The sequence below is a fragment of the Sphingomonas panaciterrae genome (genome assembly GCF_036890205.1).
GTDB classification, from domain to species: domain Bacteria; phylum Pseudomonadota; class Alphaproteobacteria; order Sphingomonadales; family Sphingomonadaceae; genus Sphingomonas; species Sphingomonas panaciterrae.
In genome coordinates, this window is the sequence record NZ_JAKNQR010000022.1 from 1 (window position 1) to 12574 (window position 12574).

A 12574-nucleotide genomic window follows, 5' to 3' on the forward strand; every position below is an offset into this window, starting at 1 on the left:
CCAAGCTTACGACGAGGGTTCGATTCCCTTCACCCGCTCCACGGCAGATTTCAGCCATTTTTGCCACCTTCCACTAGCTTCAAGGGCGCGCCGTTTGCGGTAACGGTGCGGTAGAATGCGCCGGGTGCCAGCGCGCAGATCTCGTCGATGATCGATTCCGTCGCTTCCAGAGCGAGGCCGTAGTTCGCCGGATCGGGGATTGCGTAAATGTCGCTGATGCTGGTTTTCACATGCCCGAGCATCATTTCGCCCTGCCGCCAGTTGGCCTCACCGATCCGCCGGCGGGCCAGCGTCGCCATGGAGCGACGGATCAGCTTGATGCCGGCCTCGCCCCGCTCGGACGGCATCCCGATCTTACCGCGCATCTTATCCCAGGACACGCGCACGGTCGTGACGGACATGTACTCGGCGCCCATGTCGTCGAGGAACGGCGCGAACTGCCGGGCAATTGGGATGCGGCCTCGGTACTTGCGCGTCTGGCGTCGACCCGGCGGGTTGAGGTCGAGCACTTTGGCCTCAGGAATCCACTGGCCCGCCTGCAAGTCGAAAATCTCTTCTGGTCGCGCCCAGGTCGCGACGGCCGCGCGCAGGTAGGCGAGCAGGTGCTCGCGCTCGGGGATCTCCATCGCGAACCGGAACATGGCGGCAAGCATGGGCACGTCGGCCCGGTACCGCGGCGATACAGCCACGGCCTTCGGCTGCTCCGCCTTGAACTGCGCCGCCTGGCCTGGCGTGGCGTTGATCGCGGCGGCGAGCTGGCGGACGCAGCCCTCGACGTGGCCCAAGCTCCGCGCCCGCGTGAAGTTGCCATTGGGCGAGACGACCGGCTTGGCAGCCAGCCACTTTCGATAGGCGTCGACCCATCGGACGTCGATCGCAGCACAGGTGACGTTGAGGTCAGTCTGCGCGATGTATTCGACCGCCAGCGCCAGCCGGCCGCGGGTTGCAGCATAACCCGCCTTCTCCTCGCTGAGCAGGAGATAGTCGCGGATTGCCTCCACCACCGTCGGCGAAGCATCCCCGTCGAAGGGACGCCCGCACGACTCGCAGAACCGGTGGCCAGTCGCGGTCAGGTACTTGCGATCGAGGGCGAGCTTCGCTTCCCCAAGATCTGATGTACCTGCTGAAGCGCTTCGCTCGCGTCCGGCCTCGGCGTCGTACCAGACGATCTCGAGGTTGGCACGGCCTTCACGGGCGAGGAGCTTGAAGTCTCCCCGCTGATAGAGCGGCTTCGGGCGCTTCGTTCGCGGCATTGACTCCTCTGATGGTCAGCGACAGCTGAGCGGAAAGTGTCGATGGCACCGGTCGAGACGAGCAAGTCGAGATCGGCCGGACTGAGCTGGATGGAGCGCCCCGTCTCGATCTTGCGAGAGAGGCGCCGGTCCAAGTCGGGAAGAGAGGCAGCGGCGCCCATGGCTCGTTACCCCTGCCCGTTCCGGTTGGCCTTGGTGCCCAACCCGATCTTCTTCGCCATGTCGCGCCGCGCGTTCGAATAGCTCTCCGCCACCATCGGATAATCGGGCTTGAGGCCGAACCGCTCGCGATAGCTCTCCGGCGTCAGACCATGCCCGGCCAGGTGCCGGCGCAGCGTCTTGTACGGCTTGCCGTCGATCAGGCTGATGATGTGGTCGGGCGAGGCGAGCGACTTGCGGACGCTCACCGCCGGCTCCCACGGCTGCTCGGCGGCGGGCGTGGCGCTGGCCGCAGGCTCGTCGCTGTTCAGAGCCGCCAGCGCCGCATGCGTCTCGCTGATCGCGCGAGCAATGTCGCCCGGTCCGTCACGGAAGTTGGGGTTGGAGACCAGCGCGCTGACGATCGCGACAGTGTCGGCGACGGTCATGTCGGCGCTCAGCAGCGCGCCGGGGATTGGAGATAGGTCGTTCATGGTCATTTTCCCTCGTTGGTGAGCTGGTCGATGTTCGCGCGCTCGACGCGAAAAGTGAGCGCGATGATGTCGGGGTTGTCGGCCCAGCGCTCGCCGGGCTTGGTGTGGAGCGACGCCCAGAGCGCTGCGAAGGTCATGCGCGCGTTGACCTGCTGCGGAAGGTCGATCCCCTCCACGCGCCAGTGCGGCATGCCGAGGTGCGCCGGCGGAACGTGCTGGACCAGCCCCTCCACGATCGCGTCAGCCTCGCTGATCGCCTGCAGCTGCTCGGTGCGGACCTGTTCCACGATCAGTGTCAGGCGCGAGGCCCAGCGCGGCATGTGGATCGAGGGGCTGTAGCGCGGCCAGTTCGGCAGCACGGAGGTAGCGCGGTCAACCGGCACCTGCTCCACGAACTCGGTATGGCTGGCGTTCTGGTGCGCCCGGTACCGGACCTCGACGACGTCGCTGAAGACGCCGCCGCATGAGACAGCCTCGCGGACATACAGCCGATCGCCGGCCGCGCAGCGCGACAGCGGCGATGACGCCAGCCGGCGCGTCTGCGTCTTGCGCCCGGCGAGCAGCGCGCGCACCATCGGCGCACTGAAGATGATGGGGCGATCAGGCATGGTGACCATACCGAGTGAACGCGAAGTCAGAATGCGGCTGGACGAGGTGACGCGAGAATTTACCTCGAAGAACCCGCACAACAGCTATGGCTACAAGCTGCAGAGATACATCGCTACCAACAACGGGACGAACTGGGCCGTCACGCCCTTCGGCCAAGTCATTGGACCGACCTTCATTGCGTACGATCAAGCCATTCAGGCCGTGCATGACAGCAACCCGATCATTGATTGATTCGACTGCACTTCGATCTTGATCAGCCACGAAACATCTCCCGCAGGCGAGCGAGGAAGGAAGGGCGCGCAGGCGGGTCGCTGAAGCCGGCCGCGCGATCGGCGGTGAGGTGGAGGGCGCGCCAGTGAGCGCGCGCCTCGGGGCTGCCAGGGACCGGCCGCGCTCCCATTACTTGCCGCCCTTCTTCAGCCGTGCCTCGGCAGCGCTGAGGGCGCGGCGGCAGGCAGCGACCATGTCGGGATCGCTCATCGCGGCAATGTGCTCTTCGGCTTCGCCGACCAAGCTCATCAGGTCACCCATGATCTCGACCTTGCCCGCGCGCTCGATGATCTCGTTGGCCTTGGCCTCCTGCGGGTCGACCTCGCGGCCCTGCCCGTCGCGGTGCTCTTCGCCACGCTGCTCGTCGGTCGGCCCCTCGCCTTCCCCTCGCCCCTGCGCGCCGATCTCGCCGGTTTGCGGATCGAAGGCGCTGTCGTCCTGCAGCTGCCGGTTCGGCGTGACGTCGCGCATCGGTACAGGTGAAAGATCACCGCCCAGCTGGACGCTGCCCACCTCGGCGTCGTCTTCGGTGTAGATGCCGGAGAAGCCGAAGGCGATGCGCGCGCACTGGATCAGCGCACGGTGCCGCAGCATGCGCGCCGGGCTCTTCTTCCACGGGTCGGTTTCCCGCCTGCACTCGTCCAGATACTCGGTGACGCGGATCGGGCGGGTGCGATCCTTGCGGTAGATCACCGCCTCGATCGCGATCAGCTTGCCCTCTTCGTCCGCAATGTCGGTGAACTCGATCCCGTCATACTGCGGGTGGTTGTTCATGATGCGGATCCAGCCGTCGATCGACACCAGCGGCACGATGCCCCCGCCCTTCTGAGGGAAGGCGTACATCTCCTTCGTCAGCGGATTGAGGCCGTATTCGTTGGCAACGATGACCAGCGCCGCGAACTCTTCCTTGCTGGCGTTCTTGAACACGGTCGAAAGCAGCGTCGATTGCAGCAGGCCGGCGCTGATGTTCAAGCGGCTGGCGAGGACGTCCAGCGCGCTGACCTGCCGCGCCTGGGCGGCGTTCCGCTGGGCTTCGGCAACGTTCTGTTGCGGGGACTGCTGAGTGGCGGGCAAGCCGCCCTGTGGTTGGCGGCCGGGCGCGCGGCGAGCGGCGGTTTGAGTTGCCATGATAGTGATCTCCGTTCCGATCAGGCCGCAGCGGCCATGAGGGTCTGCAGGTGGAAATAGACGCGGCGCGAACCGGCGCAGTCGACGGCAGCAGAGTGGGCGCCGCTCAATTCCTCGCCGAAGAAGTGGCGATACGCCTCGCCCAGCTTCGGCCACTTCCAGTCCCGCGCATGGCGCGGGCGCTCGCTCAGGATCTGGCAGATGTTGGTCGACTTCCGCATGGTGCAGAAGGTCGGCAGCGGATTGTCCCACTTCACGCCGCGGTGGCGCGCCGCCATGATCCGCATCAGTCGAACATCGAACGAAACGTTGTGTCCGACGACCAGATCAGCGTCGGCGATCAAGCGCATGAAGGCGTCGAGGCCAACATGCGGCGCGACGCCGTTCGCCTGCGCGATCTCGTCGGTGATGCCGTGGATGGCTGCGACTTCGGGCGGAATGGGGACGCCCGGGTCGATGACGGCGTGAAAGCAGTCGGCTTGGTTGTCGCCGTCCCACAGTTCGCAAGCGAGCTCCACCACATGAGGCTGGCGCGGATCGTCCGACGGATCATGCCAGAGCGGAATGCCGGTGGTTTCGGTATCGAAGAACAGGATACGCATGTCGGTTCCTTCAAGCGGTGGCTGCCGGCACGTCCTGGTGCGCGGCGCGAATGTGATCGGTGAGGCCGTGGCGGCGGACGCGCTTGCCGCAGTGTGGGCAGGCGGACTTGGTCGAGCCGGGCACAACCGGAGGCGGCTTGGCGGGCATCAGAAGGCCACTTCGTCTTCGTCTGCCTGCTTCACCTCAGCGCGGACCTCAGCGAAGACCGCTTCGACGGTCGCTCGACCAGCGTTGACGTCAACGGCGTTGGTCGAACGCAGGCCATCCAGCACCCGCTCGAACTCGGCTTCGGTAAGAACGATGGCCCGCTCCCGCTCGCTCATGCCGAGCACCCGGCGCTTCCCGGTCGAAAGCTCCTTTAGCCAGCCGCGCACCTCACGGAGGTGATGGTCCAAGCCTTCAGCGCCGGTGAAAGCCGCGCCCCCCGTCGCCTGAAGTGCTGCGTGCGCAGCGTTGAAGCCGCGAAACCACCAGAGCGCATCAGCCAGGGCCGCATCATGATTTTCATGCGTGCGCATCAGCGGACACTCAGCGCGACGTCATCGCTGATCTCGACACCGGGAATGCTGGTCTGCCCGGCGCGCATCAGGCCGTTCACCGCCTTCTGGATCGCATCCTTGACGGCATCGACGTTCTTCACCGCCTTGAACGCCTTGTTCCAGTCGGTGATCGTGGCGACCTTCACCTTGCGGGCGGACGCGACGGCGCCGAAGTCGGAGCGAACGCGGGTCGGCTCTGCCTTGGGCGGCGGGGGCGGCGCGATCGGCTCAGGCTCGCGCTGCTCGGCCGCGGCGCGCGCCAGTTCCTCCTGGCGGCGCTGCTCCGCCTCGCGCTCCTGCTGGCGGCGGCGCTCGTCCTCCTCGCGCTGCTTCTTGCGCATGTACTCCGTGCCGAGCCCGCGCACTCGGTCCTTCTCGGCGCCGAGCGTCGAAGTCAGCGTCTTGGCGGCATCGTCGACCGCGCGGCCGGCGGCGAGGAACGGAGCTTTCACGCGCACGCGCTCTTCGTCGACCACCTTCTCGACGGCACCCATCTGGCGGACCAGCTCGGCGCAGCGGCCCATGCTGTCGTCGTCGGTGGCCACAGCGCGACCGGCAGAATCGATCAGATCGGCGATGCGTTTGCGCAGGCCAGCATGGCCGTCGATCGCCTCGTTGAAGTCGGCGCGAGCCATCTCATCAACGGGCGGGCGATTGCTGCCCAGCACGATACGCGGGTTCGGCTCTCCGTTAGCAGGCGCTGGGCGCGCGGCGGCGATCTTGGTCACGGCGTTCTCCTCAGAACATCAAGGGAGTGGTGAGTGGGTCAAGCGGCTTGCGCGGGTCAGCGAGAGCGGCATGGCCGTGCTCCGCGCCCCAGCGCTGAAGGCTGACGAGGTGGTCGTATTCGGCCTGATCGATCTGCTTGTCGGCGTAGCGCGGCCACACGCGATCCAGGGGGATCAGCTCACCATTGGCGGTCGCCTGCCAGCGCCACGACCGGTCCAACTCTTCGCCGGTGACGGGATCGTGGGGCGGGCCGAACCAGATGCGGACGCCGACATAGACCCCGCCCTGAACCAACCGAGCGCGGTACAGCCCCGCGATCGGCGTGTCGGGGTCGTATCCTTCCATCCGCACCGGCGCGTGCCGATCGGAATAGACGAGGCCGGAGCGGCTCACCGGCGCCAACGCTGAATGAAGTAATCGGCGGCGGCGGCGGCGCTGATGCCGAGGACGCCCATGCCGAGCCCCAGCGAACCGCCGAAGATCAGCGCGGCGGCGGTCGACATGGCAGCGATTTCGTGCGGGCTCATCGGCGCAGATCCCGCTCGATCACGGCAACGCCCGCGACAGTCAGCACCGCCTCGATGACCGTCTCGGTCGACGGCACCGCCTCGCTGATCTCAAGCCAGCGCGACATGTCCTCGGCGGATGAGCAGCTGTCGGGCACGAAGCCGGCAGCGGCGCTCACTGCATCGGCGCGCACCTCGTCTAGAGCTTTGACGCGCTCACCAACGTAACGGGCATGATCCTCGCGTCGGCTGCCGAACCACGTGCAGCTCAGGTGCCGTTCGGGCGGGTTCCGGACCAAGCTGGTGAGCAGGGAGACAGCCTCTCGGCTCTCGCTCCACCTGCTCGCATCGACGGATTGCATGATGATCTCCCACCACCGTCTCTCGTGCCGCAACTGCGCGGCAGGTCAGGTGATGGGGCTGGGCTACAAAACTGCTGTAGCCCCGTCAACAGGAGTTTTGTTGCTTGGCTTACCAGTATTCCGGGCCGGGGTCCGGTCGATCTTCGAAGTCCGGGTAATCAACGTCGTCATCGCCATCATCTTCGACGGCGCCCAACTCTGGCAATGTCGGTGCGCAATCCACGCCGATCCGGGCTATTGCCCCAAAGGGAGCAAGATCTTGAAAGATGGCCTCAACGGTGTGGCCGTCACGCATAAGCTTCTTGAGGTAGACGGCTCGCTGTGAGGCTATGTAGCCGATCTGAAAATGGCGCGCTGAGAAGACGGCCACCGCGTGCTCGTCGAATTCGTTCTTCGGCTCTGGCACCAGGGCGAGAGGCTCTCCGGGATCGCAGAATGCGATCTCACTACGTCGGTTACCGCCATCGGCGTTGGGGTGATTGGCGCCAACCACCGCCACAGACATCTGCCTCACATCTGCCTCGCGATCCAAGCCACCTTTCCGATGATCCGCACATCACGAGGGTCTGCCTCTTCAGGCGGATAGCGATCGTTTGCCGACAGGATCATAAATTTTCGCTTGCCGTCTCGCATCACAGCGCGAACCCACTTGATGTAGCCAGCACCCGCATACTCGATCGCCCAAAGTGTATCGCCAAGGGTGAGCTGCGTTTCGCTTGTGTCGATCAGCACTCGATCATGCTTCATCAACACCGGTTCCATGGAGTCCCCCACGCCCGTCGCGATAAATAGCTTCTCTGTAGAGGCCCGAGACAAGCTCCGGATCTCGGCCAAGTTGAACGGGATCAGCGTCGCGGAGCGCGCCTGATCTATCGCAGCGCCGTCGCCAAGCGCATAACGAATATCAAGTTGCCTGATATACACCAGTTCGTCGCGCGGCTCAGTATCGGCGTCCTCGACCGGCTCCCCTTCTTCGAAGGCCATCTTAACGTAGCGCATCCATTCAGGCATGCGCTTAGCCTTTCCAGGCTGCTCGAAGTCCGAAACGGTTTGCTGGGTCAGCTTCATTTTGCTGCCCTCGCGATGCGCAATCGCGCGCGCAACGCTGGCGAGCTTAGGGGTCGACCAACCACGAGCTTTCCGCTGATTGATCATCCACGTTCGAGTGGACTCAACATCCTGATCATCGGGAAACATACCGACAGGAGCTACAAGAAAGCTTGTAGCGTCGCGCTTACAAAACTCCTGTTGCGGCATCTACAGGACTTTAGTAGCTGGGGCGGCCATGAAGACGCACCCCTTCCATGGAGCGCTCCGCGATGCGCTCGCTCGCGCTGGAGATAACCAGACGGTTTTCGCCAAAGGCATCGGCACCTCGCAGCAGCTCGTCTCGTACTGGCTGAGGAACGGTTGCCCCTTGCCAGCAGAGTTTGTGATCCCCGCCGAGAACGCCGGCTTCGGATCCCGACATGAGATCCGGCCCGATCTGTACCCGGCAGCTGAGGCCGCGGCATGACCGCGCCTCTCACCCTCGAACGCCTGTCCGAGATCAACAACGCGCTGAACATGTTTCGCGCCGCGCGCACCAAGGCGCGCGAGGCTGCCGCCCTCGTGCCGATCAAAGAACAGCAGACGATCTTCGTCGGGCTCAAGTCCGCCGGACAGCTGCAGCGACACAGCATCGATGTGTCGACCACGATGGTCAATGCGCTGATCCGCGAGCGGCAGGCCAGCGCACAGCTGACCCTGATGGCGGCGACGCGGCGGCTTCACCAGCTGAACGTGGAGGTGCCGGGTGATGCTTGAGGCGCCGTCAGTGCATCCGATCGGGACGTTTGTTGCGCTCCAGCACCTTGTTGAGGGCAAAGTTCGCACGTGTTGCGGAATTGACCTCGCCGTGGTTCGCAATGCACCATTCGACCATCTCGTCGGGATCGACGACAACTCGTTCCACGACCTTCCCAGTTGCTTCAACGGCTCGGATGCGTCCCTCGGCTTGAGCGAGAAACTCGAGGTACGTGTCGGGGTAATCGTCGCCACAAACGGCGCGGAACCGCGCGTACTCTTTTGCGTCCGGCCAAACGACCACCACGCGCAAGTCGTCGTCGTCCATGCTGATCCTTCTCCTGTCGTTGCTCGCAACACGACAGTAGCCGGCGCCGTCGGGGAGTCGATCCCCGGCGGCAAAGGGCTGATCCAAGATGGGAGGGGCGCGGCGCCAACGCCACGCGGCTCAACGATCGGTGACGACCAGGGAACGTCTCATGGGCGGAGCGGTACGCGATGAGCGCCCCCGCGTCTGCGGACAAATCGCCGCTGATCTCACGCACTCGGCTCGACATGGCCGTGCACGACATGCTCCGCCTATTTGTCGGGCGCGGCAAGCGCTGGCGGGTGGTCGATCTGGCGACTGCGTCTGGCGTGTCCGATCGCGTGATCGAATCGGCACGGATGGAGCCCGGCCACGCAGAGCACCGTCCGCTGAACCGTGAGGATCTGCTCTCGGTCATGTCGGCATTAGGCACGAACGGGCAGAACGTCGTGCTCGAGCTAATGGGCACTGCTGCCCACGAACTGAACCCGACGCCCCTGGCACCAGCGGAACTGATCGCCCTGCTTGTCGACGGCGGCGCAGCGTTCGCTAAGCGCGGCATCGACGGTATCTTCTGCAATCGGGACCAGGGCGAGCTGCGCCCCTTCGCCGACGCGATGATCGAGGCGCTTACGCCCTTTTCTTCAAAGGCGGTGCGCCCTTGAGGTACGGCCTTACCTGCGCACGTGTCACCAACGCCGCGCGGTCACGCCGGCGCATGGAGCAGCTGCGTCAGCACGCCGCCGAAGGGCATGCGCTGGCGGACGCTGCGGCAGCGATCGGCCTGTCCAAGGCTGGCGCGAAGAGCCTGCTGCGCAAGTTCACGGGCTCCGCCGCATGGCCGCCGCAGGAGAGCATTGCATGAGCGCGGGCAACATCGCGCAGAACATGCGCTCCACCGATTACGCCCGCGCGGCTGATGACTGGTACGTGGAGCCGCGCTGGTGTGTGGAGTTGCTCGCCGACGCCATCCCCTTCGCGGCGAACAGCTGGGTCTGGGATCCCTGCTGTGGTGGTGGCACCATCCCTAGCGTTTTCGCTGAGCGGCTTGGCCAGCACTACGTCATCGCCACCGACATCACCGACCGCGGCTATGATCATTTCGCTGCGCCGTGGGACGCGACCAAGTTCGGCTGCCCGGTGGCGGTGCCGGTCGGCGCCCGGCTCAATGTGGTCACCAACCCGCCGTTCAAGCTGGCCGAGACCATCATTCGCCGGGTGCTGGCCCTCGCCGATCATCGCGTCTGCGTCCTTCAGCAGCTGTCGTTCCTCGCCAGCCGCGCGCGTCATGCGCTCTTCGCCGAGTTCCCGCCGGCCGAGATCCTGATCCTGTCGAAACGGCCCAGCATGCCGCCGGGCGCGCTGATCGCCGAGATGGGCGATCGCGCCTTCAAGGGCGGCACGACAGACTTCTGCTGGATCGTCTGGAACGCCCCGCACGACCGCGAAACGCGCGTCCGCTGGCTCGCCCCCTCCATCCCTGCACCGGAGCCCGCCCGATGATGGCCCACTCCCGCCTCAACCAGGACCGCATGTTCGACTGGATCGAGCGATGCCTTCGTACTGGCGCCACCCTGCCCGGCGATGACGATATCTGCGAATACTTCCAGCTCACTTCGGTCGAGAGCGCCCGCACCTTGCTCGCGGCACTGTCCGATGCCGGTCGCATCTCGATCAAGGGGTTCGGCGACACCCGCGTGATTACGTTGGGCCGGAAGGCAAGTGCCCCGCTCCCCGTCGCGCGTCCGACCCGCGCGGTGACCAAGCCGCTGCTCGAGATCGATGAGGACGAAGCAGCGGCGCGCATCGCGTCGATCGTGAACCGGCGCCCGCCGACGGCCGCGGCACCGATCATCCCGACACCTGCCAAGCAGCCCTCCTCGCCGGCCCCTGAAACGAAGGAAGCGCCCATGCCGCAGCCAGAACCCGCGCTCGCAACGGCGCCGGAGTACGGTTCGCCCAAACAGATCAATATCAAGCCGCAGGGCGAGCTATTCACGGCGATCGCTGCATACGCCACCATGCACGCAGTGAGCCTTGGCCGCGCCGCGCTCGACCTGATCGGACAGGCGGTCGACCGTCGCACCGCCATGCTCGCGGCCACGGCCGGCGCCGTGATTGCCGAAGAGCCAGCGCCATCTGTCGGCTGGGTCGGCACTGGCGACGACATTGCCACAACCATCCACAAGATGGTCGACGAACTCGCCACTCGCGCTGCCATCCCAGACGTCAGCAGCGAACTGGCCGCCGCCAAGGTCCAGATCGCGACCCTGACCGAGCAGTTGGAATCGTCCGAGGCTCGGCTGGCCCAGATCCGCCAGGCGATCGGCGCATGAACGTCGGCGGCTCAGTCCAGCAGCGCGCGTACCGCATCGCCCGGCGCGATGGCGCCACCCTGATGACGGCAGCCGCCGACGCCGGGATCTCGATCGGCGAGGCACGCCTCATCGACGAGGAAGACCTCCACAGCCCCCCTCCCCCCGAGGCTTTCGAGCCTCTCCCCACCGCCGCGCGGGTCGCGGCACCCCAGCAGAAGGAAGACACCATGGTTGCCGCATCTACGGACACCCCGACCGGCCGTGGCCGCGGGCGAAAGGCCAAGGAACAGGAGCAGCAGCAGGACCACACCGAAGTTGCCAAGCCGGATTTCGCCCGCGCGGCGCGCCTGCTGCGTGGCGACGTGAAGCCGGCGGAAGAGCAGAACGCCAAGTCGCGAGGCGATCTTTCCGCCGCGTGGAAGACGATCGAGGACGACTGCCACGTCAACAAGAAGGCGGCCAAAGACGCGCACAAGCTGGCCAACATGTCAGACGAGACGCGGGATGATTACCTGCGCTCGCTCTACGGCATGATGCAGGAGCTGAAGATCGGGATCAGCCGCGATCTCGTCGACCAGATGGGTGGCGCCAAGGCGCCGCAGATGCCGATGGCGGAACGCTCCGCCCCTGAGCTCCACACCGTCAACTGATCGGAATCGGCGTGACCGCGTATCTGGCGCTCGATCTGTCCAAGACGTCGACCGGCTTTGCTCTCTGGCACTCCGGCCTCGACAAGCCCGTGACGGGCATTTGGCAGCTGGGCTCGGCGATTACCTCGCCGGGCACCGTGTTCCTGCGCCTGCACCAGCGCATGCACGAGCACCACGTGGTCACGCCGCTCACCGCCGTCGCTTACGAGAAGCCGCGGCACCTCGACGGTTTCAACGTTCAGTCGAACGCTGAAGCCCATTTCCTTGCTGTCAGCCTTGCCGGGCACGTCGAGAGCTATTGCGAGGCCAAGTCCATCCGCGTCGTCAATGACCGGAACGGGATCGGCATCCACCAAGCCACATGGCGCCGGCACTTCATCGGCAAGATGCCGCGCGCAACCGCATCGGCGCAGCTGAAGGGCATGGCCGTCGCGCGTTGCCGTCAGCTCGGCATCGACGTGATCCGCCATGACGCGGCCGAGGCGGTCGGCATCCTGGACTATCTGCTCGACTGCGAGCGCATCATGCCGCCCTGGCGGGCTGACGAGGTGCTGCGCGCACCGCTGATGCCGGCATGAACGTGGTCGCGCTCCCCACCCGCATCACCGTCGACGAGCTATGGTGCCGCTACTGCGCGCTGATCCAGCAATCTCAGGATCGCCCGGCCCTGCTCACCGACCTAGCCCACAATCAGGCGATCGCCCGCAGCTGGTCTGCCTGGCGCGACGCCTTCCTCGCCTCGGAGCGCAAATGCTGATGACCGCGCCAATCCAGGCTGACCAAGGGCCGCCACGGAACGTCGAGACAGAGGCGGCGCTGCTCGGCGCGCTGATGATCGACAACCGCGGCGTCGACCGGGTCGCTGACCTGCTCACGCAGGATG

At 65.7% G+C, this 12574-nt stretch carries 23 protein-coding genes; 10 read left to right on the plus strand and 13 right to left on the minus strand.

Going from position 1 to position 12574, the window contains the following annotated elements; all coding sequences use genetic code 11:
- Positions 1 to 50: 50 nt before the first annotated feature.
- From L8F96_RS18140 to L8F96_RS18150, 3 genes are all read right to left on the minus strand, one after another.
- Entirely contained in the window at positions 51 to 1253 is a 1203-nt protein-coding gene (locus tag L8F96_RS18140) for a hypothetical protein (RefSeq protein ID WP_334656958.1), read from the minus strand.
- Positions 1254 to 1420: 167 nt separating this feature from the next.
- On the minus strand, positions 1421 to 1885 hold the full coding sequence (locus L8F96_RS18145; protein ID WP_334656959.1) for a Ros/MucR family transcriptional regulator: 465 nt from the start codon (positions 1883 to 1885) through the stop codon (positions 1421 to 1423).
- A gap of 2 nt (positions 1886 to 1887) precedes the next feature.
- Entirely contained in the window at positions 1888 to 2493 is a 606-nt protein-coding gene (locus L8F96_RS18150) for a hypothetical protein (protein WP_334656960.1), read from the minus strand.
- Between L8F96_RS18150 and L8F96_RS18155 the strand changes: the two genes are divergently transcribed.
- Positions 2492 to 2725, plus strand: coding sequence for a hypothetical protein (locus L8F96_RS18155; protein ID WP_334656961.1), 234 nt, complete (start codon positions 2492 to 2494; stop codon positions 2723 to 2725). The genes L8F96_RS18150 and L8F96_RS18155 overlap by 2 nt on opposite strands.
- A 168-nt stretch (positions 2726 to 2893) precedes the next feature.
- Here L8F96_RS18155 and bet read toward each other — a convergent pair whose 3' ends face one another.
- From bet to L8F96_RS18200, 9 genes are all read right to left on the minus strand, one after another.
- Positions 2894 to 3892, minus strand: a complete 999-nt coding sequence (gene bet, locus L8F96_RS18160; protein ID WP_334656962.1) for a phage recombination protein Bet — start codon at positions 3890 to 3892, stop codon at positions 2894 to 2896.
- A gap of 20 nt (positions 3893 to 3912) precedes the next feature.
- Positions 3913 to 4494: a 3'-5' exonuclease gene (locus tag L8F96_RS18165; protein WP_334656963.1), complete on the minus strand. Its 582-nt coding sequence runs from the start codon at positions 4492 to 4494 to the stop codon at positions 3913 to 3915.
- Between the two features lie 147 nt (positions 4495 to 4641).
- Complete coding sequence (locus tag L8F96_RS18170; protein WP_334656964.1) at positions 4642 to 5013, minus strand: hypothetical protein; 372 nt, start codon at positions 5011 to 5013, stop codon at positions 4642 to 4644.
- Entirely contained in the window at positions 5013 to 5762 is a 750-nt protein-coding gene (locus L8F96_RS18175; RefSeq protein ID WP_334656965.1) for a hypothetical protein, read from the minus strand. Before L8F96_RS18175 ends, L8F96_RS18170 begins: the two co-directional genes overlap by 1 nt.
- 10 nt (positions 5763 to 5772) lie before the next feature.
- On the minus strand, positions 5773 to 6156 hold the full coding sequence (locus L8F96_RS18180; protein WP_334656966.1) for a hypothetical protein: 384 nt from the start codon (positions 6154 to 6156) through the stop codon (positions 5773 to 5775).
- On the minus strand, positions 6153 to 6290 hold the full coding sequence (locus L8F96_RS18185; protein ID WP_334656967.1) for a hypothetical protein: 138 nt from the start codon (positions 6288 to 6290) through the stop codon (positions 6153 to 6155). The genes L8F96_RS18180 and L8F96_RS18185 overlap by 4 nt, the downstream gene beginning before the upstream one ends.
- Positions 6287 to 6631, minus strand: a complete 345-nt coding sequence (locus tag L8F96_RS18190) for a hypothetical protein (protein ID WP_334656968.1) — start codon at positions 6629 to 6631, stop codon at positions 6287 to 6289. Before L8F96_RS18190 ends, L8F96_RS18185 begins: the two co-directional genes overlap by 4 nt.
- Positions 6632 to 6740: 109 nt before the next feature.
- A complete protein-coding gene (locus L8F96_RS18195; RefSeq protein ID WP_334656969.1) occupies positions 6741 to 7163 on the minus strand; it encodes an HIRAN domain-containing protein in 423 nt (140 codons plus the stop codon).
- Positions 7142 to 7888, minus strand: a complete 747-nt coding sequence (locus tag L8F96_RS18200) for a S24 family peptidase (RefSeq protein ID WP_334656970.1) — start codon at positions 7886 to 7888, stop codon at positions 7142 to 7144. Before L8F96_RS18200 ends, L8F96_RS18195 begins: the two co-directional genes overlap by 22 nt.
- Positions 7889 to 7916: 28 nt before the next feature.
- Here L8F96_RS18200 and L8F96_RS18205 point away from each other — a divergent pair, with 28 nt between their 5' ends.
- Both L8F96_RS18205 and L8F96_RS18210 read left to right on the plus strand, forming a co-directional pair.
- Positions 7917 to 8147, plus strand: a complete 231-nt coding sequence (locus L8F96_RS18205) for a transcriptional regulator (protein ID WP_334656971.1) — start codon at positions 7917 to 7919, stop codon at positions 8145 to 8147.
- Entirely contained in the window at positions 8144 to 8437 is a 294-nt protein-coding gene (locus L8F96_RS18210; protein WP_334656972.1) for a hypothetical protein, read from the plus strand. Before L8F96_RS18205 ends, L8F96_RS18210 begins: the two co-directional genes overlap by 4 nt.
- Before the next feature lie 7 nt (positions 8438 to 8444).
- Here L8F96_RS18210 and L8F96_RS18215 read toward each other — a convergent pair whose 3' ends face one another.
- The gene (locus tag L8F96_RS18215) at positions 8445 to 8744 is read right to left on the minus strand and encodes a hypothetical protein (RefSeq protein ID WP_334656973.1); all 300 of its coding nucleotides are present in this window, start codon (positions 8742 to 8744) and stop codon (positions 8445 to 8447) included.
- A 170-nt stretch (positions 8745 to 8914) separates the two neighbouring features.
- Between L8F96_RS18215 and L8F96_RS18220 the strand changes: the two genes are divergently transcribed.
- The 7 genes from L8F96_RS18220 to L8F96_RS18250 are packed head-to-tail and all read left to right on the plus strand — an operon-like array spanning position 8915 to position 12448.
- Positions 8915 to 9388 (plus strand): hypothetical protein, encoded by a 474-nt coding sequence (locus L8F96_RS18220; protein WP_334656974.1) that lies wholly within the window; start codon positions 8915 to 8917, stop codon positions 9386 to 9388.
- The gene (locus tag L8F96_RS18225; protein WP_334656975.1) at positions 9385 to 9588 is read left to right on the plus strand and encodes a hypothetical protein; all 204 of its coding nucleotides are present in this window, start codon (positions 9385 to 9387) and stop codon (positions 9586 to 9588) included. The genes L8F96_RS18220 and L8F96_RS18225 overlap by 4 nt, the downstream gene beginning before the upstream one ends.
- A complete protein-coding gene (locus L8F96_RS18230; protein WP_334656976.1) occupies positions 9585 to 10226 on the plus strand; it encodes a TRM11 family methyltransferase in 642 nt (213 codons plus the stop codon). Before L8F96_RS18225 ends, L8F96_RS18230 begins: the two co-directional genes overlap by 4 nt.
- A gap of 29 nt (positions 10227 to 10255) precedes the next feature.
- Complete coding sequence (locus tag L8F96_RS18235; RefSeq protein WP_334656977.1) at positions 10256 to 11059, plus strand: hypothetical protein; 804 nt, start codon at positions 10256 to 10258, stop codon at positions 11057 to 11059.
- On the plus strand, positions 11056 to 11691 hold the full coding sequence (locus L8F96_RS18240; protein WP_334656978.1) for a hypothetical protein: 636 nt from the start codon (positions 11056 to 11058) through the stop codon (positions 11689 to 11691). The genes L8F96_RS18235 and L8F96_RS18240 overlap by 4 nt, the downstream gene beginning before the upstream one ends.
- An 11-nt stretch (positions 11692 to 11702) precedes the next feature.
- Positions 11703 to 12269 (plus strand): hypothetical protein, encoded by a 567-nt coding sequence (locus L8F96_RS18245; protein ID WP_334656979.1) that lies wholly within the window; start codon positions 11703 to 11705, stop codon positions 12267 to 12269.
- Complete coding sequence (locus L8F96_RS18250; protein ID WP_334656980.1) at positions 12266 to 12448, plus strand: hypothetical protein; 183 nt, start codon at positions 12266 to 12268, stop codon at positions 12446 to 12448. The genes L8F96_RS18245 and L8F96_RS18250 overlap by 4 nt, the downstream gene beginning before the upstream one ends.
- Positions 12449 to 12574 lie beyond the last annotated feature (126 nt).

What these genes read in the sequence shown, in the direction of transcription:
- L8F96_RS18220 (WP_334656974.1), top strand. Translation starts at nt 8,915, where the DNA reads ATGAGCGCCCCCGCGTCTGCGGACAAATCGCCGCTGATCTCACGCACT.
- L8F96_RS18165 (WP_334656963.1), bottom strand. Translation starts at nt 4,494, where the DNA reads ATGCGTATCCTGTTCTTCGATACCGAAACCACCGGCATTCCGCTCTGG.
- L8F96_RS18250 (WP_334656980.1), top strand. Translation starts at nt 12,266, where the DNA reads ATGAACGTGGTCGCGCTCCCCACCCGCATCACCGTCGACGAGCTATGG.
- L8F96_RS18235 (WP_334656977.1), top strand. Translation starts at nt 10,256, where the DNA reads ATGTTCGACTGGATCGAGCGATGCCTTCGTACTGGCGCCACCCTGCCC.
- L8F96_RS18210 (WP_334656972.1), top strand. Translation starts at nt 8,144, where the DNA reads ATGACCGCGCCTCTCACCCTCGAACGCCTGTCCGAGATCAACAACGCG.
- L8F96_RS18190 (WP_334656968.1), bottom strand. Translation starts at nt 6,631, where the DNA reads ATGCAATCCGTCGATGCGAGCAGGTGGAGCGAGAGCCGAGAGGCTGTC.
- L8F96_RS18150 (WP_334656960.1), bottom strand. Translation starts at nt 2,493, where the DNA reads ATGCCTGATCGCCCCATCATCTTCAGTGCGCCGATGGTGCGCGCGCTG.
- bet (WP_334656962.1), bottom strand. Translation starts at nt 3,892, where the DNA reads ATGGCAACTCAAACCGCCGCTCGCCGCGCGCCCGGCCGCCAACCACAG.
- L8F96_RS18240 (WP_334656978.1), top strand. Translation starts at nt 11,056, where the DNA reads ATGAACGTCGGCGGCTCAGTCCAGCAGCGCGCGTACCGCATCGCCCGG.
- L8F96_RS18205 (WP_334656971.1), top strand. Translation starts at nt 7,917, where the DNA reads ATGAAGACGCACCCCTTCCATGGAGCGCTCCGCGATGCGCTCGCTCGC.
- L8F96_RS18185 (WP_334656967.1), bottom strand. Translation starts at nt 6,290, where the DNA reads ATGAGCCCGCACGAAATCGCTGCCATGTCGACCGCCGCCGCGCTGATC.
- L8F96_RS18155 (WP_334656961.1), top strand. Translation starts at nt 2,492, where the DNA reads ATGGTGACCATACCGAGTGAACGCGAAGTCAGAATGCGGCTGGACGAG.
- L8F96_RS18200 (WP_334656970.1), bottom strand. Translation starts at nt 7,888, where the DNA reads ATGCCGCAACAGGAGTTTTGTAAGCGCGACGCTACAAGCTTTCTTGTA.
- L8F96_RS18230 (WP_334656976.1), top strand. Translation starts at nt 9,585, where the DNA reads ATGAGCGCGGGCAACATCGCGCAGAACATGCGCTCCACCGATTACGCC.
- L8F96_RS18140 (WP_334656958.1), bottom strand. Translation starts at nt 1,253, where the DNA reads ATGCCGCGAACGAAGCGCCCGAAGCCGCTCTATCAGCGGGGAGACTTC.
- L8F96_RS18145 (WP_334656959.1), bottom strand. Translation starts at nt 1,885, where the DNA reads ATGAACGACCTATCTCCAATCCCCGGCGCGCTGCTGAGCGCCGACATG.
- L8F96_RS18215 (WP_334656973.1), bottom strand. Translation starts at nt 8,744, where the DNA reads ATGGACGACGACGACTTGCGCGTGGTGGTCGTTTGGCCGGACGCAAAA.
- L8F96_RS18170 (WP_334656964.1), bottom strand. Translation starts at nt 5,013, where the DNA reads ATGCGCACGCATGAAAATCATGATGCGGCCCTGGCTGATGCGCTCTGG.